This window comes from Hyphomonas pacifica, from assembly GCF_000682675.1.
GTDB lineage: Bacteria > Pseudomonadota > Alphaproteobacteria > Caulobacterales > Hyphomonadaceae > Hyphomonas > Hyphomonas pacifica.
This window is the reverse complement of record NZ_AWFA01000001.1, coordinates 1-24,345: the sequence shown is the minus strand read 5'-3', so window position 1 is coordinate 24,345 and position 24,345 is coordinate 1. Positions and strand designations below refer to the sequence as shown.

Annotated in this window: 27 protein-coding genes; 17 read left to right on the top strand and 10 right to left on the bottom strand. The window is 61.6% G+C overall.

Annotation, left to right across the window (positions count from 1 at the left end):
• Window positions 1–102 precede the first annotated feature (102 nt).
• The 6 genes from HY2_RS00135 (at window position 103) to HY2_RS16490 (ending at window position 7,008) form a co-directional block, all read left to right on the top strand.
• Window positions 103–579: a PaaI family thioesterase gene (locus HY2_RS00135; protein WP_034823496.1), complete on the top strand. Its 477-nt coding sequence runs from the start codon at window positions 103–105 to the stop codon at window positions 577–579.
• A gap of 264 nt (window positions 580–843) precedes the next feature.
• Window positions 844–2,325: a histidine--tRNA ligase gene (hisS, locus tag HY2_RS00125; protein ID WP_034823493.1), complete on the top strand. Its 1,482-nt coding sequence runs from the start codon at window positions 844–846 to the stop codon at window positions 2,323–2,325.
• Window positions 2,322–3,452 carry an ATP phosphoribosyltransferase regulatory subunit gene (locus tag HY2_RS16495; protein WP_051594557.1) on the top strand — a complete coding sequence of 377 codons (1,131 nt, stop codon included), beginning with the start codon at window positions 2,322–2,324 and terminating at the stop codon, window positions 3,450–3,452. The genes hisS and HY2_RS16495 overlap by 4 nt, the downstream gene beginning before the upstream one ends.
• Complete coding sequence (gene hisG / locus HY2_RS00115) at window positions 3,449–4,159, top strand: ATP phosphoribosyltransferase (RefSeq protein WP_034823491.1); 711 nt, start codon at window positions 3,449–3,451, stop codon at window positions 4,157–4,159. Before HY2_RS16495 ends, hisG begins: the two co-directional genes overlap by 4 nt.
• 432 nt (window positions 4,160–4,591) lie before the next feature.
• Complete coding sequence (locus tag HY2_RS00110; protein ID WP_034823489.1) at window positions 4,592–5,779, top strand: aspartate aminotransferase family protein; 1,188 nt, start codon at window positions 4,592–4,594, stop codon at window positions 5,777–5,779.
• Complete coding sequence (locus tag HY2_RS16490) at window positions 5,767–7,008, top strand: S41 family peptidase (protein ID WP_081814836.1); 1,242 nt, start codon at window positions 5,767–5,769, stop codon at window positions 7,006–7,008. Before HY2_RS00110 ends, HY2_RS16490 begins: the two co-directional genes overlap by 13 nt.
• Window positions 7,009–7,031: 23 nt before the next feature.
• On the opposite strand, the gene HY2_RS00100 is transcribed toward HY2_RS16490, so the two are convergent.
• On the bottom strand, window positions 7,032–7,700 hold the full coding sequence (locus HY2_RS00100) for a cytochrome b/b6 domain-containing protein (protein WP_034823758.1): 669 nt from the start codon (window positions 7,698–7,700) through the stop codon (window positions 7,032–7,034).
• A gap of 116 nt (window positions 7,701–7,816) precedes the next feature.
• Between HY2_RS00100 and HY2_RS00095 the strand changes: the two genes are divergently transcribed.
• Window positions 7,817–8,323 carry a helix-turn-helix transcriptional regulator gene (locus HY2_RS00095; protein WP_051594555.1) on the top strand — a complete coding sequence of 169 codons (507 nt, stop codon included), beginning with the start codon at window positions 7,817–7,819 and terminating at the stop codon, window positions 8,321–8,323.
• Window positions 8,324–8,390: 67 nt separating this feature from the next.
• Window positions 8,391–9,215 carry a carbon-nitrogen hydrolase family protein gene (locus HY2_RS00090; protein ID WP_034823487.1) on the top strand — a complete coding sequence of 275 codons (825 nt, stop codon included), beginning with the start codon at window positions 8,391–8,393 and terminating at the stop codon, window positions 9,213–9,215.
• Between the two features lie 36 nt (window positions 9,216–9,251).
• On the opposite strand, the gene HY2_RS17065 is transcribed toward HY2_RS00090, so the two are convergent.
• The 5 genes from HY2_RS17065 to HY2_RS00070 form a co-directional block, all read right to left on the bottom strand.
• Window positions 9,252–9,590, bottom strand: coding sequence for an excalibur calcium-binding domain-containing protein (locus tag HY2_RS17065; RefSeq protein ID WP_112063269.1), 339 nt, complete (start codon window positions 9,588–9,590; stop codon window positions 9,252–9,254).
• An 82-nt stretch (window positions 9,591–9,672) separates the two neighbouring features.
• On the bottom strand, window positions 9,673–10,818 hold the full coding sequence (nspC, locus tag HY2_RS00085; protein WP_034823485.1) for a carboxynorspermidine decarboxylase: 1,146 nt from the start codon (window positions 10,816–10,818) through the stop codon (window positions 9,673–9,675).
• A gap of 53 nt (window positions 10,819–10,871) precedes the next feature.
• On the bottom strand, window positions 10,872–11,267 hold the full coding sequence (locus tag HY2_RS00080; RefSeq protein WP_034823483.1) for an acyl-CoA thioesterase: 396 nt from the start codon (window positions 11,265–11,267) through the stop codon (window positions 10,872–10,874).
• A 70-nt stretch (window positions 11,268–11,337) separates the two neighbouring features.
• A complete protein-coding gene (locus tag HY2_RS00075) occupies window positions 11,338–12,552 on the bottom strand; it encodes a saccharopine dehydrogenase family protein (protein ID WP_034823481.1) in 1,215 nt (404 codons plus the stop codon).
• A 162-nt stretch (window positions 12,553–12,714) separates the two neighbouring features.
• Window positions 12,715–12,906: a hypothetical protein gene (locus tag HY2_RS00070; RefSeq protein ID WP_034823479.1), complete on the bottom strand. Its 192-nt coding sequence runs from the start codon at window positions 12,904–12,906 to the stop codon at window positions 12,715–12,717.
• A 212-nt stretch (window positions 12,907–13,118) separates the two neighbouring features.
• Between HY2_RS00070 and argF the strand changes: the two genes are divergently transcribed.
• Window positions 13,119–14,057 (top strand): ornithine carbamoyltransferase, encoded by a 939-nt coding sequence (gene argF, locus HY2_RS00065; RefSeq protein ID WP_034823477.1) that lies wholly within the window; start codon window positions 13,119–13,121, stop codon window positions 14,055–14,057.
• 3 nt (window positions 14,058–14,060) lie between these two features.
• Here the strand turns inward: argF and HY2_RS00060 are convergent, their stop codons facing one another.
• Entirely contained in the window at window positions 14,061–15,374 is a 1,314-nt protein-coding gene (locus HY2_RS00060; RefSeq protein ID WP_034823475.1) for an MFS transporter, read from the bottom strand.
• 225 nt (window positions 15,375–15,599) lie between these two features.
• On the opposite strand from HY2_RS00060, the gene HY2_RS00055 reads away from it, so the two are divergent.
• Together HY2_RS00055 and HY2_RS00050 are read left to right on the top strand one after the other, a co-directional pair.
• Window positions 15,600–16,250 (top strand): TerB family tellurite resistance protein, encoded by a 651-nt coding sequence (locus HY2_RS00055; protein WP_034823474.1) that lies wholly within the window; start codon window positions 15,600–15,602, stop codon window positions 16,248–16,250.
• A gap of 65 nt (window positions 16,251–16,315) precedes the next feature.
• Entirely contained in the window at window positions 16,316–17,251 is a 936-nt protein-coding gene (locus HY2_RS00050; protein ID WP_034823472.1) for a radical SAM protein, read from the top strand.
• On the opposite strand, the gene HY2_RS00045 is transcribed toward HY2_RS00050, so the two are convergent.
• Together HY2_RS00045 and yidD are read right to left on the bottom strand one after the other, a co-directional pair.
• Window positions 17,248–17,460, bottom strand: coding sequence for a hypothetical protein (locus tag HY2_RS00045; protein ID WP_034823470.1), 213 nt, complete (start codon window positions 17,458–17,460; stop codon window positions 17,248–17,250). The genes HY2_RS00050 and HY2_RS00045 overlap by 4 nt on opposite strands.
• The gene (gene yidD / locus HY2_RS00040; protein WP_051594554.1) at window positions 17,457–17,804 is read right to left on the bottom strand and encodes a membrane protein insertion efficiency factor YidD; all 348 of its coding nucleotides are present in this window, start codon (window positions 17,802–17,804) and stop codon (window positions 17,457–17,459) included. Before yidD ends, HY2_RS00045 begins: the two co-directional genes overlap by 4 nt.
• Before the next feature lie 173 nt (window positions 17,805–17,977).
• Between yidD and HY2_RS00035 the strand changes: the two genes are divergently transcribed.
• Both HY2_RS00035 and HY2_RS00030 read left to right on the top strand, forming a co-directional pair.
• A complete protein-coding gene (locus HY2_RS00035; protein WP_034823469.1) occupies window positions 17,978–18,910 on the top strand; it encodes an Hsp33 family molecular chaperone HslO in 933 nt (310 codons plus the stop codon).
• A gap of 55 nt (window positions 18,911–18,965) precedes the next feature.
• Window positions 18,966–19,619 (top strand): CDP-alcohol phosphatidyltransferase family protein, encoded by a 654-nt coding sequence (locus HY2_RS00030; protein ID WP_034823468.1) that lies wholly within the window; start codon window positions 18,966–18,968, stop codon window positions 19,617–19,619.
• A 391-nt stretch (window positions 19,620–20,010) separates the two neighbouring features.
• Here HY2_RS00030 and HY2_RS00025 read toward each other — a convergent pair whose 3' ends face one another.
• On the bottom strand, window positions 20,011–20,484 hold the full coding sequence (locus HY2_RS00025) for an NUDIX domain-containing protein (protein WP_034823467.1): 474 nt from the start codon (window positions 20,482–20,484) through the stop codon (window positions 20,011–20,013).
• A gap of 261 nt (window positions 20,485–20,745) precedes the next feature.
• On the opposite strand from HY2_RS00025, the gene HY2_RS00020 reads away from it, so the two are divergent.
• From HY2_RS00020 to HY2_RS00005, 4 genes are all read left to right on the top strand, one after another.
• The gene (locus HY2_RS00020) at window positions 20,746–21,735 is read left to right on the top strand and encodes a calcium/sodium antiporter (protein WP_034823466.1); all 990 of its coding nucleotides are present in this window, start codon (window positions 20,746–20,748) and stop codon (window positions 21,733–21,735) included.
• Window positions 21,732–22,484 (top strand): SDR family oxidoreductase, encoded by a 753-nt coding sequence (locus HY2_RS00015; protein ID WP_034823465.1) that lies wholly within the window; start codon window positions 21,732–21,734, stop codon window positions 22,482–22,484. The genes HY2_RS00020 and HY2_RS00015 overlap by 4 nt, the downstream gene beginning before the upstream one ends.
• Window positions 22,485–23,507 (top strand): threonine aldolase family protein, encoded by a 1,023-nt coding sequence (locus HY2_RS00010; RefSeq protein ID WP_034823464.1) that lies wholly within the window; start codon window positions 22,485–22,487, stop codon window positions 23,505–23,507.
• A gap of 152 nt (window positions 23,508–23,659) precedes the next feature.
• Window positions 23,660–24,328: a DUF2959 domain-containing protein gene (locus HY2_RS00005; RefSeq protein WP_051594553.1), complete on the top strand. Its 669-nt coding sequence runs from the start codon at window positions 23,660–23,662 to the stop codon at window positions 24,326–24,328.
• Window positions 24,329–24,345 lie beyond the last annotated feature (17 nt).

The following is a 24,345-nucleotide window of genomic DNA, read 5'->3' as shown; positions in this document are numbered from 1 at the left end:
TGGTGACGATAGCGAAGGGGAGTGCCAGGCGGGATTGTCCCTGAATGCTTTGCGCAACATCCGCACTGGCCTTTGCACCGGTACGGCGCTAATCCACTTTATATGAGTGACGATCTTACTAGAAATCAGACGGATGATTTGCCGGCTGGCTATACGACGCTGCCATGGCATCGGGGCTTTGGCCGTCAGGTTGGGCCATTGTTTGAAAAGCGGGATGAGAATGGTGTGCTGCGGCGCGCGTTCCGCGTCGAGGAACACCACACCAATGGCATGATGAATGCCCATGGCGGCATGTTGATGACCTTCGCGGATATGGCCTGGGGCGCAGCGGTCGAAAAGGATGAGGACACTTGGTGGGTCACCGTCCGCCTGATGTGCGACTTTCTCTCCGGCGCGCCACTTGGCAGCTTTGTTGAAGGGCATGGCATTGTTGTTGGCCGTCAGGATGATGTTTTCACAGTCGAAGGCCGCATATATACGGGCGACAAGCTGCTGATGCGAGGCACGGGCATCTTCAAGGTGATCGAGCGTCGGGAAGGCCAGGAAAAGCCGTTCACCCGGCCAGAAAAGGGCGCCTGATCCGGGCCGGCCGGTTGACTTTCCGGACTGCGCTCAGTATTCGGCACGGCAATGAACACGATGCTGCACCACCATCATCACCACGCATAACGCGCCGGCGAGGCGCGAACCGGTCCGGCTGCGCCTTCTTCAAAGTGTTCATTCCCCAGAACCAGAAAAGATGAGGTGAGCTGCTCCGGCTTCGGGCTTCTTCTGTGTGTTGTCTTCCCAATACGGCCGTCTCCGTCTATGCGAGGCGCGTCGGCAACCAGGATCTGAAGAGACATGAGTGACAAGGAATCAAAGCCCCTCACCGGCAAGCAACTTGCCCGCAAGCCGCGCGGCTTCCCTGACAAGCGTGAGGCCCTGATCCATTCTCAAGCGAAGCTGGTTGAGACGATCACCGGCGTTTATCGCAAATGGGGCTTCGAGGCTCTGGAGACCGGTGCGTTCGAATATGCCGACGCGTTGGGTAAATTCCTGCCCGATGACGACCGCCCGAATGCCGGCGTCTTCTCCCTTCAGGACGATGACGAACAGTGGATTTCGCTGCGCTATGACCTGACCGCACCGCTTGCCCGCTTCGTGGCAGAGGCCGGCCAGTCACTGGGCAAGCCGTTCCGCCGCTATGCTGCCGGGCCGGTCTGGCGGAACGAGAAGCCGGGCCCCGGCCGCTTCCGCGAATTCTGGCAATGCGATGCCGACACGGTCGGCGCGCCGGGCTTCCATGCCGATGCCGAGATGATCGCCATGGGCGCCGAAGCGCTCCGCGCCGTGGGCATGCAGACTGGCGAGTTCGTGCTGCGCGTGAACACCCGCCGCCTGCTGAACGGCGTGCTGGACGGGGTGGGGGCCTCCAGCGCCGAGACCCGCCTCGCCATCCTGCGCGCACTCGACAAGCTGGATCGCCTTGGCGCTTCCGGCGTTGCCGACCTTCTGGGGAAGGGACGCATGGATGAGAGCGGGGACTTCACCAAGGGCGCAGGGCTGGACGCGGACAAGGTGAAAGCCGTGCTCGCTTTCGCCGAAGCGGGTGCCGCAACGCGGGCTGAAACGCTGGCCAATCTTTCGAAGGCCACAGGCTCGACGGAAGAGGGCAAGGCCGGCCTCGCCGAACTGGAAGCCATCGCGCTGGCGCTTGATGCGCTCGGCGCACCGGAAGGCGATGTCGCGATCGACCCGTCGGTCGTGCGCGGCCTCGAATACTATACCGGCCCGGTCTATGAGGCCGAACTGCTGCGCGAAGTCACCGGCGATGACGGCAAGACCTATCGCATTGGCTCCATCGGTGGCGGCGGGCGGTATGACGACCTCGTCGCGCGCTTCACCGGCGAGACGGTTCCGGCGACAGGCTTCTCCATCGGCATCTCGCGGCTCGCCTCCGCCCTGCAGATCATGGGTGAGACCGGCAAGCTGGACGGTCCGGTTGTGGTGCTGAACCTCGACAAGGAAAATCCGTCCACAGCGCTCTCCATCGCGACGGATCTGCGCCGCGCAGGTATCCGGGCGGAGGCTTACATGGGCGCGTCCGGCATGCGTCCTCAGATGAAATATGCCGACCGCCGCAATGCCCCGGCTGTGGTGATCGTCGGCGAGGACGAGATCGCCAAGGGCACGGTCACGATCAAGGACCTCGAAATGGGGGCGCTGAAGGCGAAGGCCATTCAGTCCAATGAGGAATACCGCGAGGCCCGCCCGGGCCAGATGGAAGTCGCGCGCAGTGAGATGGTCGCAGCCATCCGCGCCATCGTTGAGGCCCAGGCATGACGCACGCCGCTATCGTAAGGGCGGCGCGGCGCGTGTTCGAAAGCTCCGGCGCCGAACCTGTCGACCCGTCCTATATCCTGCCGTCCGACATCCCGCTGGAACTGTCGGGGGAGGCGGTGCGGGCGCGCCTCTGCGTGTTTGCGGATCAGCGCGGCAACGAGATGGTTATGCGACCGGACCTGACACTGCCGGTGGCAGGTCTCGAAGCGGAGCGGCTCGCCTCCGGCGTCAATGGCCCAAAGGCCTATTGCTACGCCGCTGAGGCCTTCCGCCTGCCGGCGACGCCGGAAGACCCGATGGAGTTCACCCAGGTCGGCTTCGAACGTTTCGGCCGGGACTCATCGCCCTCCGAGGATGCCGAAGCCTTCGCGCTGGTGCACGAGGCCGTGCAGGCCTGCGACATTCGCCCGGTGGCCATCGCCACGGGGGACCTCGCTGTGTTTCCGGCGTTCATTGATGCGCTCGGCCTGCCGCGCGTGACGGGCGATCTGCTGAAGAGCGGTTTCCGCCAGGAGGGCGGCGTGCGCGGCCTGATCGAGGCGGCACCGGCGCCCATCGAAGACGACCTGCTCCCGACTCTGGAAGCGAAAACCCGCGAAGAGGCCGAAGCGGCCTTCCGCGCCGCGCTTGAGGCGCGGGGTATCCCGCTGATCGGCACGCGGAGCGTTGCGGAGATCATTGCGGGCCTTCGCGGCCGTGCCGCGGCGCAGGCGGCGGGCGGTGTTCCTCCGGAAGTCCGCGAAATCATCGGCGCGCTGGCGGCGGTGAACTGCACGGCCTCGGAAGCGGCCGACCAGCTGGATGCGATTGCCGTGCGGCATGGCCTCACAAAGGCGCATGAAGCCATCGACCGGGTCGCCCGGCGGATGGAGCTGATCTGCGAATTGCTGCCGGACGTGAAAGCCATTTGCGGGTTCCGCTCCGGCTTCGGGCGGCGCTTCACCTATTATGACGGCTTCCTGTTCGAGACTCTGGGCGCGAACCTGACCGACCGCCAGCCCATCGCCACGGGCGGGCGCTATGACGGTCTTGTCGCCGGCCTGTCGAAGGGCAGGGCGCATGCAACCGCCATCGGCAGCGTGATCCGGCCGGACCGCGTGCTTCGAGCAAAGGGGAGGGGCGCATGACCCGTCTGTCACTGGCGATCCCGTCCAAGGGGCGGCTGAAGGAAAAAACGGAAGACTGGTTCCGCGAGCAGGGCTTTCCTATTCGCCAGATCGGCGGGGAGCGCGGCTACCAGGCAGAGATTGACGGGTTGGGAGAGGTCGACATGCGTCTTCTGTCTGCGCGTGAGATTGCGCAGGGTTTGATCGATGGCACCATCCATGCTGGCGTGACCGGAGAAGACTTGCTGCAGGATCTGTCACCCACGGGCGACGCAGAGTTCCGGGTCGCAGAGCGGCTCGGCTTTGGCGGTGCAGACGTGATCGTTGCGGTGCCACAGGCTTGGCTGGATGTCGATACGATGTCGGACCTCGAAGCCGCTGGCGCCGCCTTCCGCAAGGCGCATCACCGTCGCCTGCGGGTCGCAACCAAATACATGCGACTTACCCGGCGGTTCTTCGCGGCCAAATCTGTCGGGGAATATCGCCTCGTCGAAAGCGCGGGAGCGACTGAAGCTGCGCCCGCCACCGGGTCTGCGGATGTGATCGTCGATATCACGTCAACAGGGGCAACCCTTAAAGCCAATGGCCTGAAAGTGTTGTCGGACGGGGTTATTCTGAAAAGTGAGGCGGTTCTTGCAGTCTCCACAGGTGCTGAATGGCCCCCGCAAGCGCGGAACTCGTTGTCTTTATTGCGCAGTGCAGCAAAGATTCTTGACCAGATTTGTTGAAAAACTTGAATTCATAATCTTGACATATCCGTAAACGCGCGGCCATATGACACAGCAAGTTTCTGGGAGGAAACGCTGCAAACGGTGGAAGGCGCGAAAGCTCGAATGAGGCTTTCGCGCCTTTTTGTTTCACTCAGGGAAATTCGGTAGGCCAAGGCAGTCCGGGACAATGGCTCAGGTGAGGTAGGGGGCGTTTTGAACATCACCCCGGTCCGCCTTGGCTTCATGAATATCAATAAACGATTATCGATAAACGTCAAGCATTATTATCGAATTTCGATTAATCTTTTTTAATGAGAACGATGAGATATCCTGCTGTCTCTGATGGATCAGTAAAATGCCCTACCGGGGCAGGCTGATGTGTTGACTCCGAGTCAGCGCCCGGCCATGCCTCTGATCAAATGTAATTCTTGCAGATCCTAGGGAGCCATCATGAGCGATCCGCGCCAGCACATCATGCCAGTCTACCGGCCACCGGAAGAAGTCTTCGAAAAAGGGGAGGGTGTCTGCCTTTTCACCGAGGATGGCACGCGATATCTGGACTTCATCGCTGGCATCGCCGTTAACGCCCTTGGTCATGCCCACCCGGCCATGGTCAATGCCCTCCGCGACCAGGCTGACAAGCTGTGGCACACCTCCAACATGTTCCGCGTGCGCGGGGCGGAAGAACTGGCCGACAAAATCTGCCGTGATACATTTGCGGATCGCGTCTTCTTCACCAATTCCGGCACCGAGGCGATCGAGTGCGCGATCAAGTCCGCGCGCAAATATCACTGGGCCAATGGCCGTGAGGAACGCATCGACATCATCACCTTCACGGGTGCCTTTCACGGCCGCTCGCTGGGCGCGATCAATGCTGGCGGAAATCCGAAATACCTTGAAGGCTTCGGTCCGGCCCTTCCTGGCTTCGTGCACCTTGAATGGGGCGACCACGACGCGCTGAAGGAAGCTGTCTCCCAGCCCACAGCCGCGGCCGTTCTGGTCGAGCCGGTGCAGGGTGAAGGCGGCGTGCGTGCCATGCCGGAACAATGCCTGAAAGGCCTACGCGAACTGTGCGACGAGCACGGCGTGCTGGTGATCTATGATGAAGTCCAGTGCGGCATGGGCCGGACCGGCAAGCTGTTCGCTCATGAATGGGTAGACGGCGCCGCGCCGGATATTCTGTGCTCTGCAAAAGGTATTGGCGGCGGTTTCCCGTTTGGCGCATGCCTGACGACCGAGGCATGCGGTGAACACATGCAACCCGGCAGCCATGGCTCCACCTATGGCGGCAACCCGCTGGCTATGGCTGTCGGCAATGTTGTCTGGGACATCATCTCCGATGAGGATTTCCTTGCCGAAGTGCGGCGTGTGTCCGGCACGCTGGCTCAGGGCCTGAAGAGCCTAGCTGACAGCCATCCGGACAAGGTGGAAGGCGTCACCGGCAAGGGCCTGCTGACCGGCCTCAAGATGAAGGCTGATCCGAAAGGCCTTCAGGGCGTCTGCCGTGACAAGCATCTGCTTGTCGGAGTGGCGGGCAACAATGTGCTGCGTCTTGCGCCGCCGCTGATCATTAATGACGAGAATGTCCGAGAAGCGACGGGCATCATCGATGCGGCGCTCAGCGAATGGGACATCTAAGACCTGGCCTGCTGCTGGCCAGTCTCTTTTTGGCAGGGTGCGCCCAGACGGCGCCCCTGTCGCACACGGCCACTATTACTCAGCCGGATATGCGTCCCGCTACGCTCGCCGCCGCTGAGGAGCTGTGCGCCTTGGTGCGCACCGAATACGCTTTCTATGAGTCCCGCCGCGACACTTGGGAGGCTGCCTGCGCAGACATTCCGGACATGGTCGGCTCCGTCGCCAGCAAGGCTGAGCAATTGCAGGTTCTGGAGACCTTGCTGGATGCGCTACATGATCCACATGCCAGCTTTGGCACGAATTCCGGACTCTCCCCGCGCCTTGTTCCGTCAGGGGCAGATTATTGGCTGACAGGGGATCAGGTCGTCGCCGTTCGGCACGGCAGCGCGGCAGCGCAGGCCGGCCTGAAAGTTGGTGACCGTGTCATCGCCATCAATGGCCGTCCGCTGGAAGAAGCAATGGAGACGCGCCTGCAGCCGAAAGGTGTTGTGTATGGCCCGGCCCAGAAAGCTTGGGCCCTGAACGCCGCTGCCGCAGGCTACCGCAATGAGCCGCGCTCTGTCACCGTCGCACGAGAGGGCGGTCCGGATACGCTCTCGCTTGACAATCATGAGATACCCGCGCCGCAGGAATTCGTGTCGGCTGAAATGCTGCCTGGCCGGATTGGCTACATCCGCCTCAACAATTCCCTGGGCGACAGCGACACGGTCGCGGCCTTTGACGCGGCCATGAAGCAGCTGAAAGGCGCTCGCGGCTGGGTGCTCGACCTTCGAGACACGCCCGGCGGCGGCAATACGGATGTGGCCGAGCCAATCCTTGGTCATTTCCTGAGTGAGCCGGCAAGTTATCAGCGTATCCTGCCCATGGATGAACCTGCCTGGGTCAAACAGGCGGCGCCCCATGGCCGCTGGACGGCAGAGGGACCGGTTGTCGTGCTGGTAGGCCGCTGGACCGGCAGCATGGGCGAAGGACTGGCCATCGGCTTTGACGGGGCCCGGCGTGGCGACGTCTTTGGCAGCGATATGGCACGCCTTGCCGGCGGCGTCGAAGACTACATGCTCAGCCGCGTCGGCATTCCCATTCGTCTGCCCGCCTACAGCCTTGCCCATGTCTATGGTACACCGCGCCATGAATGGACGCCGCCACATCAAGTGATCGCTGACAATGGCGATGGGCCGGACCTTGCTCTTGAGGCCGCGCTCGACTGGCTGGGCGAGTTCAGCATGTAGTTCCGGCTCTGGCGGTGCCTGCCTCAGGCGTCGCCATGCTCTGCGTCATGCGCCTTCTTGTGGCCGGTCACCATGGCGCGGGCAAGATTTTCCTTATGGACAAGGCTTGAGGCGACCACACCGGCAAGGTGCAGGCCGACCAGAGCCAGCGTGATGTAGACGAAAGCCTTGTGCACGCCTTCGAGCAATTCTTCGGCGCCGGATTCCTCATGGCCACCGTCACGCTCATGTTCCTCTTCCTCTTCGTTTTCGCCGAAATTTGCCGCCAGTGGCGCGAACGTCGCTTCGGTCACAATCCCGGCCAGTGGTCCTGCATTGTCCTCAACGGCATACAGCGCCATGCCTGCAGATGTGGTCATCGCCAGGCTGAACAGCAGGGCGACCACCATGGCGCCGCCTGCCGGATTGTGCCCGGCATAGTCTGGAACCTTGCCCGTGAAGAGACCGCGCAGATAGCCGAACACTGCGCCCGGACCGCGGACAAAATCCGCAAACCGAGCATGCCGCGTGCCGACGAGGCCCCAGACGATGCGGACCACCACATAGGTCGCCACGACATAGCCCGCCCATGTGTGGATGTTGAACAGGTCATCACCAGCGAAATAGGCGGTGAAAAAGGCGATAACGAGGGTCCAGTGGCCGATCCGCACAAGCGGGTCCCAGACGGTCTGTCGCGAAGATGATTGGTTCATATTGTGGGCTCCATGCTGCAGGGGTGGCATGGGCGTAAAAGTGCGCCGCGGGGCTGGGCCCGGCTACCCGCCACATGACGCATTCCCATTCCGGCGGGTTTGGGCAAGATGTGTTTATGTCAGATGACGTATCCGGACGCAGAGGCCTTCTGGGCATAGCCGCGCTGTTTGGCGCGATCGCGCTATTTATTGGCGTAGACCTTCTTACCGATCGCGGGGAGGGGGTTGGCGTGGCGCATCTTGCAGCAGAGATGATCGTGTTGGTCGCGGCGTCCTTTGGGCTCGGGGCCATGTTGTGGCGTTTCGGCCGATTGCGCCGGGCGCTGGCCGATGCCCGTCAGGATGCTGGCCGCTGGCAGGAAGAGAACCGCGCGCTGGTTCAGGGCCTGGGCCTTGCCATCGCACGGCAGTTTTCGGCCTGGGGTCTGACAGATGCGGAATCCGATGTCGGCCTGCTGCTGCTGAAGGGGCTGTCCCTGCAAGAAATAGCCGATCTGCGCAAGACGAGTGAACGCACAGTACGCGAGCAGGCGCGGGCGGTTTACCGTAAAAGCCAGCTAGCTGGTCGCAACGCCCTGTCAGCCTATTTCCTGGAAGATCTGCTGCCCGGCACTGGCATCTGATCCTTGCAGGGTGGCGCCAAGTTGAACGGGGCTATCGCCTTGCCGCAGATCCGATAGGGTGCCTGCCATGACCCAATTACGTGCCGCCTGTATTCAGATGCGTTCCGGTGTGGAAGTCGCGCCGAACATTGCCCATGCCAGCCAGATGATCCGCGAGGCGGCAGGGCAGGGGGCTCAGCTCATTGCTACGCCGGAGATGACCAATCTGCTGGATATCCGCCCCGGCATGGCTCGCCAGAAGCTGATGGCAGAAGTGGATGACCCGGCTCTCGCCGCATTGCGCGCACTGGCGGAGGAGCTGGCCGTCTGGCTGTTGATCGGGTCGATCGCCGTCACGGTGGAGGGGGAAGATCGCTTTGCCAATCGCTCCATCCTGATCGCGCCAGACGGCAGCATCCGTGCACGGTATGACAAGATCCACATGTTCGATGTCGAAGTTGGTGACGGGCAGAGCTATCGCGAAAGCCGCGCTTACCGGCCGGGGGAGCGCGCCGTGCTGGCCGAGACAGACTTTGCCACGCTGGGCCTCAGCATCTGCTATGATGTGCGCTTCCCGCATCTTTACCGAAAGCTAGCCCAGGCCGGGGCCGGTATCCTGACCATTCCCGCCGCCTTCACCCGTGTGACGGGGCAGGCGCACTGGCATGTTCTCGTCCGGGCGCGGGCCATCGAGACCGGCAGCTTCGTCATCGCGCCCGCCCAGGGCGGCACGCATGAGGATGGCCGCGAAACCTTCGGCCACTCGCTGATCATCTCGCCCTGGGGTGAAGTACTGGCCGAGAAAGCCGATGACATGCCTGGCATCCTTCTGGCGGATCTCGACCTTGACGCCATCGCCAAAGCCCGCACCCGCATTCCCTCCCTCGGCAATGAGCGGGACATTTTGATTTAGGTTTTCCCAGCAGACCCGAACCGGGTACGGATGGCTTCACTCGCAGCCTAGGCCGTCATTGTCGCGGTCGAGGTGGGGGCCATAGCCGGGTTCGCCCCTGCGGACCGGAGCGGCACCCGCTGCGCGGGCCTCTGTGCAATTTCGGAAGGTGCGGGTGGGTGAAACAGGCGAGGTCAAAGGCTGGATGCGATCTGCCGGGCTGGTACGTTGGGGCCTTGGGGCAGGGGAGGCTGAGGATGAACTACGGTGACAATGATAGTCACCGGTCTTGCGGTTTGTGTGGCAGCCCTGCGCATTCAGACCGCCCCCATGGGCAAGGGCTGGTCCCGCATTCAGCAGGAATATCAACAGGATTGCCGCGGATGGTCTGCGCATGGGCCATTTCCTCCGAAAGCGGAGAATAGCTCGGCTGGTGCAAGGACCGGTTAAGATCGGAGCGTGAATTTCCCTGTCCGGATTAGCGCCCCAGGCGGTGGCGGAAGTCTTCGTAGCCGAAGTCTGACAGCATCTCGACAATGCCGTCTTCCCAGCGCACGGCCAGATTGGCCAGCGGTGTGCCGTTGAACGTGTTCGTCTTGACGAAGGAATAGTGCATCTGGTCGGTAAAGATCAGCGTATCACCTGGCTTCAGCGGGGCATCGAAGGAATAGTCGCCAATCACATCGCCGGTCATGCAGGTTTTCCCGCCAAGCCGATAGGTGTGTGCCTTCTGCCCTGGCTGGCCGGCGCCGATAATGTCCGGGCGGTAAGGCACTTCCAGAACATCCGGCATATGGGTGGAGGCAGACGCATCCAGAATGGCCAGGTCCATTTCGTTCCAGTGCAGCGCCAGCACGCTGGCATACAGCTCGCCCGTATTCACGACGAGTCCCGCGCCGGGCTCCAGTACGACTTCGACGCCAAACCGTGCCTTGAAAGCCTTGATCGCATTGATCAGCTGGCTGACATCATAGCCGTCCTTGTTCAGGAAGTGGCCGCCGCCAAAATTCACGGCATTCACCTGCTCGATATACTGGCCGAAATTGTCCGCCACATGATTGATCAGGCCAACAGAGCCTTCATGCAGGCTCTCGCACAGGGCGTGCACATGGAAGATGTCGACGCCAGACCAGTCAACCTCGTCCAGCTTTGACGCGACTTCGCCAAACCGGCTGCCGGGGGCGCAAGGGTTATAGAGGTCTCCTCCCAGCGTAGCATTGGAATAGCCGGGATTGACGCGCAGGCCCACTTTCGCACCCGCATCGCGGGCAATGTCGCCAAAGCGCTGCAGCTGTTCATTGGAGTTGAAATAGATGTGCTGCGCCACCTCCGTCAGACGGCGGACTTCATTTTCCGTATAGGCCGGGGAATAGACATGCACTTCCTTGCCAAAGCTTTCATGGCCCATGATGGCTTCATGCTCGCCGCTGGCCGTAGTGCCGTCCAGATAGTCCGTCATCATCGGAAACGCCGCGGGCAGGGAGAAGGCCTTGGTCGCCAGCAGGACCTTGCAATCGGCTTCCTCCCGAACGCGCTGCGCCGCCTCCAGATTCTTCCGCAGGCGCGCCACGTCCAGCACGAAGCAGGGGGTGGGGATGTGATCTGGCAGAGGGGACGGGGTCATGAGGGATCAGTCCTTGAGGTATCTGGCCTTGAGGTATTGGGCCTTGAAGTATATCAGGCCGCGGGGCCATCCACGGGCCGTGGACGACCATCGCTGTCGACGGCGACCATGGTAAAGCGCGCTTCGGTCACCTTGTCACGCTGAGAGGACAAGGCGCGTCGCGCCCAGGTCTCCAGACGTATGACGATAGATGTGCGGCCCACTTTTTCAACTTCGGTGTAAACGCACAGCGTGTCACCGACATGTACCGGCTGTTTGAAGATGATCTCGTTCGCCGCGACCGTCACGGTGCGTCCATTGCAGCGCTCATTGGCACGTACAGCGGCGGCAAGGTCCATTTGCGACATCACCCAGCCCCCGAAAATGTCTCCAGAGGCATTCGCGTCCGCGGGCATGGCCAGCGTCCGCAGCGTCAGTTCCATCCCGGGCGGTGTGTTTGTCTCTGTCATGATGATCCTGTCGTTTTCTGCGGGTCTTGCGGGGCGCACGGATTGATTCGTGTCCCCGCAAAATCGTGACTTAGGTCTCTACCGCAAACAGGTCTTCCTGGTCGCCGCCATCGACATCGATGATGTGCCAGGGCAGGCCGCGTTTGGCGACATCTTCCAGGAAGGGCTTGGCCGGGAATTGCTCGACATTGAACACGCCGTGCCCGGACCATTCGCCCCGGAAGAACATCGCCGCGCCGGAAACCGGCGGCACGCCCGTCGTGTAGGAAACGGCCTGCGCGGAGACTTCCTTGTTGGTTTCGGCATGGTCGCAGACATTGTAGATCATCTTCGCCACCGGCTCGCCATCCTTGGTGCCGCGCGCGATGATGCCGATGGAGGTCTTGCCAGTATAGCCTTCCGCCAGTGAGCTTGGCGGCGGCAGCAGATCCTTCAGGAATTCCATCGGGATAATGTCCATGCCCTTGTGCTTGATCGGCTGCAGACCGATCAGGCCGATGGATTTGAACACTTCCAGATGCTTGATGTATTCGGCACCAAAGGTCATCCAGAAGCGGATCTGCTTCAGGCCCTTGATGTGCTTGACCAGGCTTTCCTCTTCCTCGTGATAGATCAGGTAGGAGGCCTTCGGTCCGACTTCCGGATAGTCGATCATCGTCTTGATGGAGAGGGCGGGGATCTCGATCCACTCGCCATCTTTCCAGTATTTGCCGTCCTGCGTCACTTCACGAAGGTTGATCTCCGGATTGAAGTTCGTCGCGAACGTCTTGCCATGATCGCCAGCATTACAGTCCACGATGTCGATATATTCGATCTCGTCGAACAGAAATTCCTGGGCATAGGCGCAGAAGATGTTCGTCACGCCCGGATCAAATCCGCAGCCCAGAATGGCGGTCAGGCCGGCTTGCTTGAACTTGTCCTGATAGGCCCACTGCCAGCTATATTCGAACTTCGCGACATCGCGCGGCTCATAGTTTGCCGTGTCCATATAGTTGCAGCCCGCTTCCAGGCAGGCATCCATGATCGGCAGATCCTGATAGGGCAGGGCCATGTTGATCAACAGGTCCGGCTTTACCTTGTTGATGAGGGCGACAACCTCCTCGACATTGTCGGCATCCACCTGGCTGATCTCGATCGGCGTCTTGCAGAGCGCGGCGACCTTCTCGCAACTTTCGATGCGGCGAGAGGCGAGGTGGATGTGTTTGAAAGTGTCGCGGTCCATCGCGCATTTCTGTGCGACGACGGATCCGGCGGCACCGGCACCAATGATGAGGACGTTGTCCATATGTCTTTAGTCTCCCTGACTGTCTGGGCGGCTGTTCTGCCCCGTGACATAGGGCAATCGCGGCCGGTTCGCCAGTCTGGAGATGAGACATGCCGCGACGCAGGAAGCGTGTTTCGGGGAGGAAACGGTGGGCACACGTCCTGCGCCGCGACAATTCGGGGATCAGGCGGCTTTCAGGCCCGGATCGAGACGGCTGATTTCCTCGCGCAGCCAGGTGCGATGCTGTTCCAGCCGGGTGATCATACTGATCGACGTTTCCGGTCGGCAGGTAAGCTCTTCGCGCCAGGCTTCCAGCACGGTGACCTGATTTTTCAGCCAGCACAGCATGGCATTATCATCAATCGGCAGGCACATGAGGCTCTCCATCTTGTTTGCGAGTCATTCTCAAAACTTGTGTCTCACACCCTATATGAGTTTGCAAGTCATTCTCAATTAGTTTTTTGTCATTTTCGCTGCGTGTCCTTTGCGAAGCCGTTTTCGGCCCGATTTCTCCTATCACTGGTGCTGCGGGCGAAAACGCGCTATGCCCCCGGCCTTCGCGAAGCCCCTGAAGGGAGTGAGACTGGATGACCGAGAAGACGAGCCCGCGCCATTTTATTGACCTCTGGCATCTGGAATCCGCTGAATTGCGAGAGATTCTGGATATGGCCCATGCCATGAAGAAGGCGCGTGCAGGCTGGCCGAAGGGCCGCGTCGATACGGGCGCGCCTCTGGAAGGGCACACGCTGGCGATGATCTTCGAGAAATCCTCCACCCGGACGCGTTTCTCCTTTGACATGGGCATGCGCCAGCTTGGCGGCTCGTCGATCACGGCGACGTCCAGCGACATGCAGCTCGGCCGGGGCGAGACGGTGGAAGATACCGCCCGCGTTCTGTCGCGTTTCGTCGATGCGGTGATGATCCGCGCGAACGACCATTCCGATGTCGAGGCCTTTGCCGCCAATGCGAGCGTGCCGGTCATCAACGGCCTGACGGATCGCTCCCATCCCTGCCAGATCATGGCAGACCTGCAGACGCTGGAAGAGAGCGGGCTGGAGCTGCGCGGCGCACGCCTCGCCTGGGTGGGGGATGGCAACAATGTCTGCGCCAGCTTCATTCATGCGGCGGCGAAGTTCGGATTCTCCCTTGCGGTTGGTACGCCAGCCCGGTTTGCGCCGGACGATGAGGATCTCGAGATCGCCCGCGAGTTGCAGGCCCGGATTGACCTTTACGACACGGCGGAAGAGGCGGTTGCTGGTGCTGACGTCGTGATCGCGGACACCTTCGTCTCCATGGGGGATGCCGATGCCGAGCGCCGTCTGGAGATTCTGGAGCCCTATGCGGTGACGGAAGAGCTGATGGAGTTGGCGAATGGCGACGCGAAATTCCTGCACTGCCTGCCGGCCCACCGCGGCGAGGAAGTCGACGCCGAAGTCATCGACGGCCCGCAGAGCCTGGTCTTCGACGAAGCCGAAAACCGCTTGCACGCCCAGAAGGCCGTGCTGCGCTGGTGTCTCAATAAGTAGCGTCTAGTCGCTGTCGTGCTGCACTTCAGCCAGGCTGAAGGCAGCGGGAATGGCCAGCGCGCTCATTACCGCCAGCAGGCCGATCACGACAGAATTGCCCGCATATTCCGCGACGAGGCTGAAGCCGCCGCCGAGCACGAGCAGGGTGCCAATGATCGTGTTGGAAAGGGCGGTATAGGCCGCGCGCGTCTCCTGACTGGCCATGTCCACCAGATGCGTCGAGCGGCCAAGGCGCACGCCCTGATAGGCGATCATCAGCCCGAACAGGACCAGCGGCAGCGCCCAGACCTGTTCCAGCAGGCCGCTGACATGCAGGGCAAGGGTCGCCGCCAGCGCAATCGTGGCGGCTGCTGCCGTCAGGATAAGCACTTTCCGGCTCGACCGGTCTGCCAGCCGTCCCCAGACATAGGAGCTGACAAGGCCCGCCCCGGCTGAGGCGATGACGAGCAGGCCCAGCCCGCCAAACATCTGGCCGGCCTGATCCTTGTCGGTGCCGAGTGGCACCATAAAGGGCGGCGCGAGGGCGGTAGAGATCAACAGGCCCCGCGTCAGGATGAACCGGCGCAGCTGCTTGTCCTCTGCCAGCAGAGAGAAATTGTCCTTGAAGGACTGGATTGGATTGCCGCCACCTTCGGTGGAGCCTGGCTCCTCCTTCAATGTGGTGAACAAGAGGGCTGCTGCGACCCATAGCCCGCCTGCCAGAAACAGGCCGGTGGTGACGATACTCATCCGGTCAATCAGGCCGAGGCTGAGCAGACCGCCATAGGCGAGCACGGCGGCAGCCCCAATCGTACTGGCCGTTCCGGTCGCCGTGCCCCGGCGCGATTTGGAAACTGTCTTGCCCAGCACATCCTTATAGGTGACCGAGCAGACAGAACGGGCAATCGCCAGCACGGCCAGTGCGCCGAGAATGACAAGACCCGCCGTGCGCCCCTCCAGCGTCAGCGCCGCGAGGGCCATGCACGCAGCCGACAAACCCTGCACGGCAGAGCCGACAGCCCAGGCCCATTTACGCTGGGGCAACTGGCGCAGCGCCGCCGCCGTGAAGAGTTGCGGCAACAGGGCACCAGCCTCCCGCACAGGCACCAGCAAGCCGATGATGAAGGCTGGTGCGCCGAGCGTTGTCAGCAGCCAGCTCAGCACCAGTTTCGGGTCAATCAGCCCGTCGGAGATCTTGCTCGCAGACAGGCTGGTAATATGTTTCAGGAAATTGCCGGATTCCTCATTGCATGCGCTTTCGGGGATATCCTTGCACACCCGGCCCTCATCGCCGGAGGTGAGCATTTGCATAACGGTCTTGCGCGTATTTTCAGGCATGACGGGCTAAATAGCGTAGCTTACGAAATCGGCAATGTTCACAATTGGGTGTCTGGCAGGCAAAAGCGCTGGAAGCGCTTTGTGAGCCGTCAGGATTCACGCATGAAAGACAATCTCGGAGGCGCAGCGGTGTGAAGGCACATTTCGTCTTGTGCCGGGGCTTGCATGCCGATTGAGATAGAGGCAGGATTCCATGCTGGATTGACGCAATCTAGGGGACGCAACATGATTATCTTCGGCACCAAGGCCACACGCAAGCTGCTTGATAGAGGCTCGTTCGATTGCCCGCAGTGCAACAATACCACCAATTTCGAGAAGCGCCGGGCGCGGACCTGGTTTCACCTCTATTTCATCCCAGTCATCCCGATGCAGACCTATCCGCCCTATGTGGAGTGCGGAGCCTGCAAAGGCACTTTCGTGGAGGGTGTGCTGAATGCCTCCACCGGCGCGACCTCCGATGCGATCCGCGCCGAATTCGAGACGGCAGCGCTGGCCATCCTGGTCCGCATGGCCTGGGCCGACGGCAAGATCGAGGCGGAGGAAGTGGATGCCATCGAAGACGTCGTGAACCGTATGTGCGCGAAAGACTTTACCCGTTCAGAGATCGAGGCGGAGATCGTCGCGGCGAAGGACTCGCTGGACGATGCGCTCTCGGTCGCCACCCGCGTCGGGAATATGCTGAATGATGAGGGCAAGGAGCTGATCGTGAACGCCGTGTTCCAGATCGCGGCCGCTGATGGCGATTTCGCCCGCGAGGAAGAGGATACGTTGCTGGAAATCGGCGCCGGCCTTGGCCTGCGTCCGGCGCATGTGCGCGGCCTCGTCCGCGATCTGCTGGAACAGGCGCAGCGGCCGACGGACCAGCCCACCTACTGATCAAGTCTTTGTCAGAACAGCACATACCAGCTGGTATGCCCTTCGCGAGCCGCTAGGATGTTCGCATGGCTGACTCTGCATACCCACCCGCGAAGTTTTCTGATCCCGATGTGACCGCCAAGGGAGAGACCCGTGCCAGTGTTAGCTGGACCGGGCTGAAGACGCTGTGGCTGAACACCGGCACGCTTTGCAACATTGAGTGCGCTAATTGCTATATCGAAAGCTCACCCACCAATGACCGCCTTGTCTATCTGACGCGCGATGATGTGCGCCCCTTCCTGGAAGAGATCGGCGGTACGGTCGAGATCGGCATCACAGGCGGCGAGCCTTTTATGTGCCCGGAAATCCTGGACATTATGGAGGATGTTCTGTCACGTGGTCACAGCCTCTTATTGCTGACCAATGCAATGCGCCCGATGATGCGCCCGCGTCTGCAAGAAGGTCTGGAGCAGCTGGCCGCGCACTATGGTGACCGCATGGTGCTGCGCGTCTCGCTAGATTCGCATGACCCGGCGATCCATGATGCCGAGCGTGGAGCAGGGGCCTTTGAAGAGGCCTGCAAGGGCCTCCGCTGGCTGGGTGAACGCGGCGTACAGGTTGCGCTGGCAGGCCGTCAGGCCCTGAATGAGGATGACACCGCCGCTCGCGCTGCCTATGGCGCGCTGGCCGCTTCGCTGGGCCTGAAGCTGAACCCCGCCGACACGAAACAGCTGGTCCTGTTCCCGGAAATGATCGCCCGCGATGACCCGCCGGAGATCACCACGGCGTGTTGGGGCATCCTCAACACATCCCCGGACGACATCATGTGCGCCAATCAGCGCATGGTGATCCGCCGCAAGGGCGCGGGGCGGGCCACCGTCACCGCCTGCACGCTGCTGGTGGATGATCCGGCCTTTGAACTGGGAGAGACGCTAGCCCAGGCGACCGCCGATCCGGTCAGGCTGAACCATCCCTGGTGCGCCAGCTTCTGCGTCCTCGGCGGCGGCAGCTGCTCCGCTTAATTCAGCGGCGGGCTGTCCGGCTCAACCTGCTCGAAGATGGCCAGATAGGTGATGGTTGGTGTTCCAAGACCACCGCAGCCCGGCTGCTGGACCTCCATCACGCTGTGAAAGCGATAGCCCTTTTCATGGGCATTGTTCAGCTTGGTCTCCAGGGTCTTGATGGCCTGATCGGAAAACTCCTTCCCGATGGCCTGAACGCGGTATTTCATGATGGCAGCTCCAGCTCTGTTAGATCCGTTCCCCCCTTGCCGGGCTTGCAGCGGCAAAGACGCTTATAAGTGAGGCGAAATGCTGTGAGGGGCGGCTTGGTGCGGAAGGCCAACTCGCTGTAACGCGAACAGCTTGGCTCATAGCCGCACCGATTACCGATGATCTCCGGACGGAGACGGCGATACAGCCTCAGCAACGCGACAGGCAGGAAAGTGGCGCTTGTCATGCGCGGGCATGGCAAGCGGTCGATCGTCTGGTCCATGACAGGACGCAGTCCCATCCTGCGCATGGCCGACGGACGAAGTTCCTCCGGAACATCAAACTCGACGTCATCAATTTGCATGAAGCCCCCCGGCCATCCCTGCTTTGCCTATTAAGGCGGCGACGAGAAACGATGTCAATTCTCTGGATTGGGAGATGCCCCCTTCCTGCAAGGCTCGCGGGGTCTGACACACCCGCCTCTTGCGATAGGGGCGAGGCGCTGCCACATGGGGGCACCAATTCGAGGTATTTGCCATGTCCGACGCAGCCTATGCCGTCACCGATTTCGTCACGAACTTCCAGATCGTGGATCGCCCCGTTCGCGGGCGGGCCGTGCGCATGGGGCAGGGCAGCCTGTCGGGCATCTTACGCCGCCACGACTATCCCACCAATCTGGCCCGTATCTTGGGGGAGGCGGTGACTCTGGCCACGCTGGTGGGCGCGTCCTTGAAGTTCAATGGCCGCCTTCTTGTGCAGGCCGAGGGCGATGGCCCGGTCTCCATGCTGGTCGGCGAGTATCGCACCGATGGCGGCGTGCGCGGCTATGCGCGCTTTGATCCCGAAGCCTGGGCGCATCTGGACAAGGTGAACAAGGGCGCGGCCCCGCATATGCCCCAGCTGTTCGGCCCGAATGGCCGCCTTGGTCTGATCATCATTCAGGACAATCCGGCGGTCCAGCCCTATCAGGGCATCGTGCCGCTGGAAAAAGGCACGCTGTCGGAATGTGCGGAAGACTATTTCGCGATGTCTGAACAGGTGCCGACACGGATCAAGCTGTCGGTGGCCGAGCTGGACCGCAAGGGCGAGCCCGGCGTCTGGGTGTCCGGCGGCATGATGGTGCAGAAAATTGCCAATGATGACGCCCGTGGCGATACCGATGATGCCTGGCGCGAAGCCGATGCCTTGTTCGCAACGCTGACGGATGCAGAGCTGGCAGATCCGGATCTGCCGATGCAGGACCTGCTGTTCCGCCTGTTCCACGAACGCGGCGTGACGATGGAGACTCCGCAGGCGCTGGATGACAGGTGCACCTGCAATCAAGAACGGCTGATGGAAACACTGCGCCAGATGCCGGATGCGTCCCTGCAGGAAATGGTCGAGCCCGATGGCACGCTGGCCATCGACTGCCAGTTCTGCAACCGGCACTATTCCATCCCGATCAGCGATGTGACCGGCAATCCGAACTAGAGCTTAGCAATGTAGGTCATTGCGCGTTGGTGCGGGCGCTGGCAGAGGGGGAGTCATGAATCTCAAATGGCTTCCCAATGCGCTGACGATAGCGCGCTGCGTTTTTGCCGGTCTGTTGCTGCTCGGCTTCTGGCAGGCGCTGAGCCTGGACCCGGCCGAGGCGGGCCTCAGCGCGGATGACTCCGTCGTGCGGGCGACGCTGCAACAGCTCTGGTACCAGTTTGCCTTTCTGGCCTTTCTCTCCGGTGCGCTGACGGACTTTCTGGATGGCTGGCTGGCGCGGCAGCTGAACGCGCACAGCCGGTTCGGTGTCTGGCTGGACCCGATTGCCGACAAGCTGCTGATCGCGGCGGCGCTGATCTGTCTGTCGATCCAGTTCCGCAGCTGGCTGATCTATATTCCGGCCGCGATGATCATTGCGCGGGATGTGTTCATCACCTGGTTCCGGGCGACGCCAAAGGGCAAGGCCGTGATCGTGCCGTCCAATATGGCGAAGTGGAAAACCGGGTTCGAAATGGCTGCCATCATCGGCATGATGCTGCCGCTGGCCGTGCTGGCGCCAGACCCGCAGCGCCTTCAGGGTGAAGAGTTGTCGCTGGCCGTGCTGGCCATCGTGTTTGCTCTGGTCGGCCTGCTCTGGGTGGCGGCGATCCTGTCTTGGCAGACGGCTTGGCAATACATGAAAGCTGCGCTGCGCCCGCAGGGCTGAGGGACTTTCAGAACCTCTATATAAAAGGGAACGCTGGAGGCCCAAGGGGTGAGGCAACCAGCGTTCCAAGCTGTCACTTCCGCGAGCCCGACAAGGGGTAACAGACCCGCGGAACAGGCGTCTGATGATTGGGCCAGGAGAGAAGGACTGTCCCACCACCGCGATTCGAAATGCCCGGTGCGTGGAAAGGTTCCCGCGAAATTTTGCGGCGGCATTGAGGCTGCATTTCCATGATTTCTCCGGAAGTCGGCCTGCGTTCGGACTCAATCGCGGGCGACAAGGGAGTCATGAGATCACGAACGAGCCCCACGACGAAACTTGTGACCGTGCTGTTGGCAGGGTTGCTGTTCCTGTGCCTGCCGGCCTTCCTGGCGATGGCCGGGGCCTGATCTCAGGGCTTTTGCCCGCCCCAATAGGGGGAAGGGGTAGCGCCGTGATAGACTTCTTCCAGACGTAGTCTTGTGCCGGGGGTTGTGCCGTCCGGCAGGTCAGCGGGCGAACACCAGCGGGCCTCGGCAATCTCGGCATGGGCGGTGGCCTTGCCTGTCTGCCAGATATCCGGCGTGACATGGTAGAGCAGCACATGATCATTCGGGAAGGAGACATGATTGGAATAGGCGCCGATCAGGCGCGGAGTGCCAGTCATGATGATGCCGCCTTCTTCCAGGATTTCCCGGCGCAGGGCCTCTTCGCAGGGCTCGGCCCGCTCAACCCCTCCGCCCGGCATGTGCCAGCCGCCAATATAGGTGTGGCGCACCAGAAGAATGTCGCCCGTTTCATTCTCCACAAGCGCGCGCACGCCCAGCGTCATCGGGCGCATCAGGCGGGCATAGACATGGAAGAGGCGGGTTCTCAAGGACGGCATGGGACTTCCCTCATAGGGTAAATTATTGTCCGGAGTGCGTATATTTCCCGGCAGGATGTAAAATTTTCCTGTGGTTTAAGGCTCGCCAAGCTGCGCAACGCGCGCTATGGGAGGGCCAAAGCATGGAAATGCTAGAGAGAACAACAGCGAGACGGCACCATGATCCATCCTTCCCTGATTGCCATTGCCGCGATTGTGATCGTGTTCGGCATCCTTAATTTCATTGAATACAAGCGCTTGGACTAGGAGTTTTCCTGGTAAATGCCTGATCTTACCCTGATCGCCGCCCTGATCGGGGGGCTTGTCATCATGGCGTTTGCAGGGGATTTCCTTGTAAACGGCGCGGTGGCTATTGCCAGGCGTCTTGGTGTTTCCCCCCTGATCGCTGGCATATTCATTGTCGGCTTCGGTACATCTGCGCCGGAAATGATCGTGTCGCTGAACGCTGCGCTGGAAGACCGCGCGGGCCTCGCGATCGGCAATATTGTCGGCTCCAACATTGCGAACATCTTCCTCGTGCTGGGCGTGCCTGCGCTGATCATGCCGTTTGCCGCAGGCGGACGGGGGCAGGGCCGGGCCCTGATCGCCATGCTGGTGGCGACAGCCGTTTGGATGGGCATGACCGGGTTTTCCGAGCTGACGCCGCTGACGGGCATATTGTTCCTGATGATCCTGCTTGGCTATTGCGGTGTGACGCTGATCCAGGCCCGCCGCGCGGTGGCGAGCGGGGAAGACCCCGGCGTGGAGCTGGAAGAGGCTCCGCATATCAGCGTCGCTCGCGCGCTGGCCTATGTGCCGCTGGGCATTGGCGGCCTGGTGCTGGGCGCCCATCTCATCATCGCTGGCGGTGTCGGCATCGCGACCTTCTACGATGTGCCCCAGGAATGGATCGGGCTGACTTTGCTGGCCATCGGCACCTCCTTGCCGGAGATTGGCGCAGCCATTGCTGCGGCCCTGCGTCGGCATGGCGAAGTGGCTATCGGCAATGTGCTCGGCTCCAACATTTTCAATATTCTGGGGGCGGGCGGCATTATCTCCTTCTTCGGGCCGATTGAGATTGCGCCCACTTTCACGCAGTATGACCATTGGGTCATGGCTTTCGCCGCACTGCTGATCGGTGTCTTCATCATGATCCATGCGCGCCTTGGCCGCCTGATGGGAGTTCTGATGCTGCTGATCTATGCAGTCTACATCTACGGTCTGATCAGCGGGTTCAATTTGCTGGGCCTGGTCCAGCCCTCTGCAGCATGAAACCGGGCGCGGCGCTTGTTACCGGGGCCGGGAAACGGCTGGGCCGCGCCATGGCGGAAGCGCTGGGCACCGATGGCTGGCATGTAATCGTCCACTACAACAGCTCTGCTGAGGGGGCGGAAGAGACCGCTGCCGCGATCCGCGAAGCGGGCGGTGAGGCGATCACCCTGCAGGCGGATCTGACCGATGAGAGCGAGACCGGAGACCTGATCCTGAGGGCGGCCGAAAAGCTGGGCCGTCCGGTGACTCTGCTGGTCAATTCTGCCTCTCTGTTTGAGGAAGACACGGCGCTGACCCATACCCGCGAGGGATGGGACGCGCACATGAACGCCAATCTGCGCGCGCCGGTGCATCTGGCGCAATGCCTGGCCGATGCCCTGCCGAAAGGCGAAAGCGGCCTCGTCATCAACATGCTGGACCAGCGTGTCTGGAAGCTGACCCCGCAATTCTTCACCTATACGCTGTCCAAGGCCGCCCTCTGGCAGGCAACGCAGACACTGGCCCAGGCGTTGGCGCCGCAGGTGCGCGTCAATGCCATCGGGCCGGGTCCGACGCTGCGCTCAAAACATCAGAGTGAGGAAGAGTTCGCCGCCGAGAAATGCGCGACTCTGACGGGGCAGGGCTCCAGCCCCGAAGAGATTGTCCACGCCATGCGCTATCTGATTTCCGCGCGCAGCGTGACGGGACAGATGATTGCCAGCGATGGCGGGCAGCATTTAATGTGGCAAACTCCGGATACGCAGGTCTGAATGAATTTCTCTTCCGATACCTCCGCCCCGGCGCATCCTTTGGTACTGGAGGCAATGGCCGCCGCCAATACAGGGCTGGAGGCAAGCTATGGCAATGACACGGTTACGCGCCGCCTGCGCCAGCGGTTGGGCGATGTGTTCGGCACGGCGGATTTCGATTACTGGATGACGGCGTCGGGCACGGCGTCCAACGCGCTGGCGCTATCATGCTTTTGCCCGCCGACCGGCGCGGTGCTGTGCCATGCGGGCGCGCACATTGCAGTGGATGAACGCGGCGCGCCGGAATTCTTCTCCGGTGGTGGCAAGCTGCAACTGTTGCGCGGGCAGGATGGCAAGATCGGCAGCGAGCAACTGGACGAGGCGCTGGCGGGGATCAATCATGATTTCGTGCACGAGACGCCTGCCCATGTGCTGTCGCTGACGAATTTGACCGAGAATGGCACGGCCTATAGCATTGCTCAGGTTGCGGACTATGCAAAACGGGCCCATGCCAAAGGCCTGATCGTGCATATGGATGGCGCGCGCCTTGGCAATGCGCTGGTCGCCACTAGCGCGACCCCGGCCGAAATGACGTGGAAGGCGGGGGTGGATGTGCTGACCTTCGGCCTGACCAAGACGGGCGCGATCGGGTGCGAGATCATCCTTCTGTTCGGCAAGGCGCGTGAGAAGAAGCGGGAACTGGAAGCGCGGGCGAAACGCGCTGGCCACATGCCGCCCAAGATGCGCTTCATCGCGGCGCAGGCCGAAGCGATGCTGGAAGACAATCTCTGGATGGAGCTGGCGACACAGGCCAATGAGGCCGCCCGGCGCCTGGCCGAAGGCCTGCAGCGTAAGGGCGTGAAGCTGGCCTTTGCGCCGGAGGGCAATGAAGTGTTCGCGCTTTTGTCTGAGGATCAGGTGGCGCGCCTGCATGCTGCCGGGGCCGTGTTCTATCCCTGGATGGGCGGCAGCCAGCGGCTGGTCTGCAGCTGGAGCACGCGGGTCGAAGAGGTGGATGCGCTGCTGAAAGCGCTGAAGGCCTAGTCTGGCCGCTTGTGGGCCGCCTGTGGACTTGGCCGGGCGCTGAGGGTGTGTTTTTCCGGGGTGCGACAAGGTTTTTGCGTCTGATTGCTGGACTGCAGCGGCGGCGCACGGCAGACAGTGTCCAGTCATCGTTGCGGGAAGGGGTTGACGTCATGATCATTCGTTTGCGTGCTGCAATGCTTGCAGCGTTTCTTGCCACATCGAGTGTCGCGGGATGCTCTACGGCCTATTACGGCGCGATGGAGCAGTTCGGCTATCAAAAGCGCGACCTGCTGGTCTCGCGCGTGAATGATGCCGCCGCCGCGCAGGAAGAGGCAAAGGTGGAATTCAATGACGCGCTGGAAGCCTTCCGCTCCGTCGTCGCGCTGGATGGGGGAGAGTTGGAAGCCTCCTATGACCGCCTGTCGAAAACCTATGATCAGGCCGAGGACAAGGCCCAGAAGGTGCGCGACCGTATCAAGAGCATGAAGGGCGTCTCCCGTGACCTGTTCGTGGAATGGCGCAAGGAGCTGGAAGAATATTCCGATCCCGAGCTGCGCCGCGTCTCGGCCCAGCAGCTGGAAGATACGCGGGAGCGCTATGGCATTCTTGTCAGCAAGATGGATCGGGCGGCGGAATCCATGGATCCGGTGCTGGCCGTATTCCATGATCGCGTATTGTTCCTGAAGCATAATCTGAATGCGCGGGCGATTGCGGCGCTGAGCAATGAGACGCGCGACATCGAGACGGACGTGGCCGATCTGATTGCGGAGATGGAGCGGTCGATTGCCGAGGCAGACGCCTTCATTCAGGAAATGACCGCAGGCAGCGTCGCCTCCTAGGTTTGCCCGCATTTCCA

Bases quoted from the DNA above. Each gene is read 5' to 3' on its own strand.
- HY2_RS00135 (WP_034823496.1), top strand. From the start codon at position 103: ATGAGTGACGATCTTACTAGAAATCAGACGGATGATTTGCCGGCTGGC.
- hisS (WP_034823493.1), top strand. From the start codon at position 844: ATGAGTGACAAGGAATCAAAGCCCCTCACCGGCAAGCAACTTGCCCGC.
- HY2_RS16495 (WP_051594557.1), top strand. From the start codon at position 2,322: ATGACGCACGCCGCTATCGTAAGGGCGGCGCGGCGCGTGTTCGAAAGC.
- hisG (WP_034823491.1), top strand. From the start codon at position 3,449: ATGACCCGTCTGTCACTGGCGATCCCGTCCAAGGGGCGGCTGAAGGAA.
- HY2_RS00110 (WP_034823489.1), top strand. From the start codon at position 4,592: ATGAGCGATCCGCGCCAGCACATCATGCCAGTCTACCGGCCACCGGAA.
- HY2_RS16490 (WP_081814836.1), top strand. From the start codon at position 5,767: ATGGGACATCTAAGACCTGGCCTGCTGCTGGCCAGTCTCTTTTTGGCA.
- HY2_RS00100 (WP_034823758.1), bottom strand. From the start codon at position 7,700: ATGAACCAATCATCTTCGCGACAGACCGTCTGGGACCCGCTTGTGCGG.
- HY2_RS00095 (WP_051594555.1), top strand. From the start codon at position 7,817: ATGTCAGATGACGTATCCGGACGCAGAGGCCTTCTGGGCATAGCCGCG.
- HY2_RS00090 (WP_034823487.1), top strand. From the start codon at position 8,391: ATGACCCAATTACGTGCCGCCTGTATTCAGATGCGTTCCGGTGTGGAA.
- HY2_RS17065 (WP_112063269.1), bottom strand. From the start codon at position 9,590: ATGCGCAGACCATCCGCGGCAATCCTGTTGATATTCCTGCTGAATGCG.
- nspC (WP_034823485.1), bottom strand. From the start codon at position 10,818: ATGACCCCGTCCCCTCTGCCAGATCACATCCCCACCCCCTGCTTCGTG.
- HY2_RS00080 (WP_034823483.1), bottom strand. From the start codon at position 11,267: ATGACAGAGACAAACACACCGCCCGGGATGGAACTGACGCTGCGGACG.
- HY2_RS00075 (WP_034823481.1), bottom strand. From the start codon at position 12,552: ATGGACAACGTCCTCATCATTGGTGCCGGTGCCGCCGGATCCGTCGTC.
- HY2_RS00070 (WP_034823479.1), bottom strand. From the start codon at position 12,906: ATGTGCCTGCCGATTGATGATAATGCCATGCTGTGCTGGCTGAAAAAT.
- argF (WP_034823477.1), top strand. From the start codon at position 13,119: ATGACCGAGAAGACGAGCCCGCGCCATTTTATTGACCTCTGGCATCTG.
- HY2_RS00060 (WP_034823475.1), bottom strand. From the start codon at position 15,374: ATGCCTGAAAATACGCGCAAGACCGTTATGCAAATGCTCACCTCCGGC.
- HY2_RS00055 (WP_034823474.1), top strand. From the start codon at position 15,600: ATGATTATCTTCGGCACCAAGGCCACACGCAAGCTGCTTGATAGAGGC.
- HY2_RS00050 (WP_034823472.1), top strand. From the start codon at position 16,316: ATGGCTGACTCTGCATACCCACCCGCGAAGTTTTCTGATCCCGATGTG.
- HY2_RS00045 (WP_034823470.1), bottom strand. From the start codon at position 17,460: ATGAAATACCGCGTTCAGGCCATCGGGAAGGAGTTTTCCGATCAGGCC.
- yidD (WP_051594554.1), bottom strand. From the start codon at position 17,804: ATGCAAATTGATGACGTCGAGTTTGATGTTCCGGAGGAACTTCGTCCG.
- HY2_RS00035 (WP_034823469.1), top strand. From the start codon at position 17,978: ATGTCCGACGCAGCCTATGCCGTCACCGATTTCGTCACGAACTTCCAG.
- HY2_RS00030 (WP_034823468.1), top strand. From the start codon at position 18,966: ATGAATCTCAAATGGCTTCCCAATGCGCTGACGATAGCGCGCTGCGTT.
- HY2_RS00025 (WP_034823467.1), bottom strand. From the start codon at position 20,484: ATGCCGTCCTTGAGAACCCGCCTCTTCCATGTCTATGCCCGCCTGATG.
- HY2_RS00020 (WP_034823466.1), top strand. From the start codon at position 20,746: ATGCCTGATCTTACCCTGATCGCCGCCCTGATCGGGGGGCTTGTCATC.
- HY2_RS00015 (WP_034823465.1), top strand. From the start codon at position 21,732: ATGAAACCGGGCGCGGCGCTTGTTACCGGGGCCGGGAAACGGCTGGGC.
- HY2_RS00010 (WP_034823464.1), top strand. From the start codon at position 22,485: ATGAATTTCTCTTCCGATACCTCCGCCCCGGCGCATCCTTTGGTACTG.
- HY2_RS00005 (WP_051594553.1), top strand. From the start codon at position 23,660: ATGATCATTCGTTTGCGTGCTGCAATGCTTGCAGCGTTTCTTGCCACA.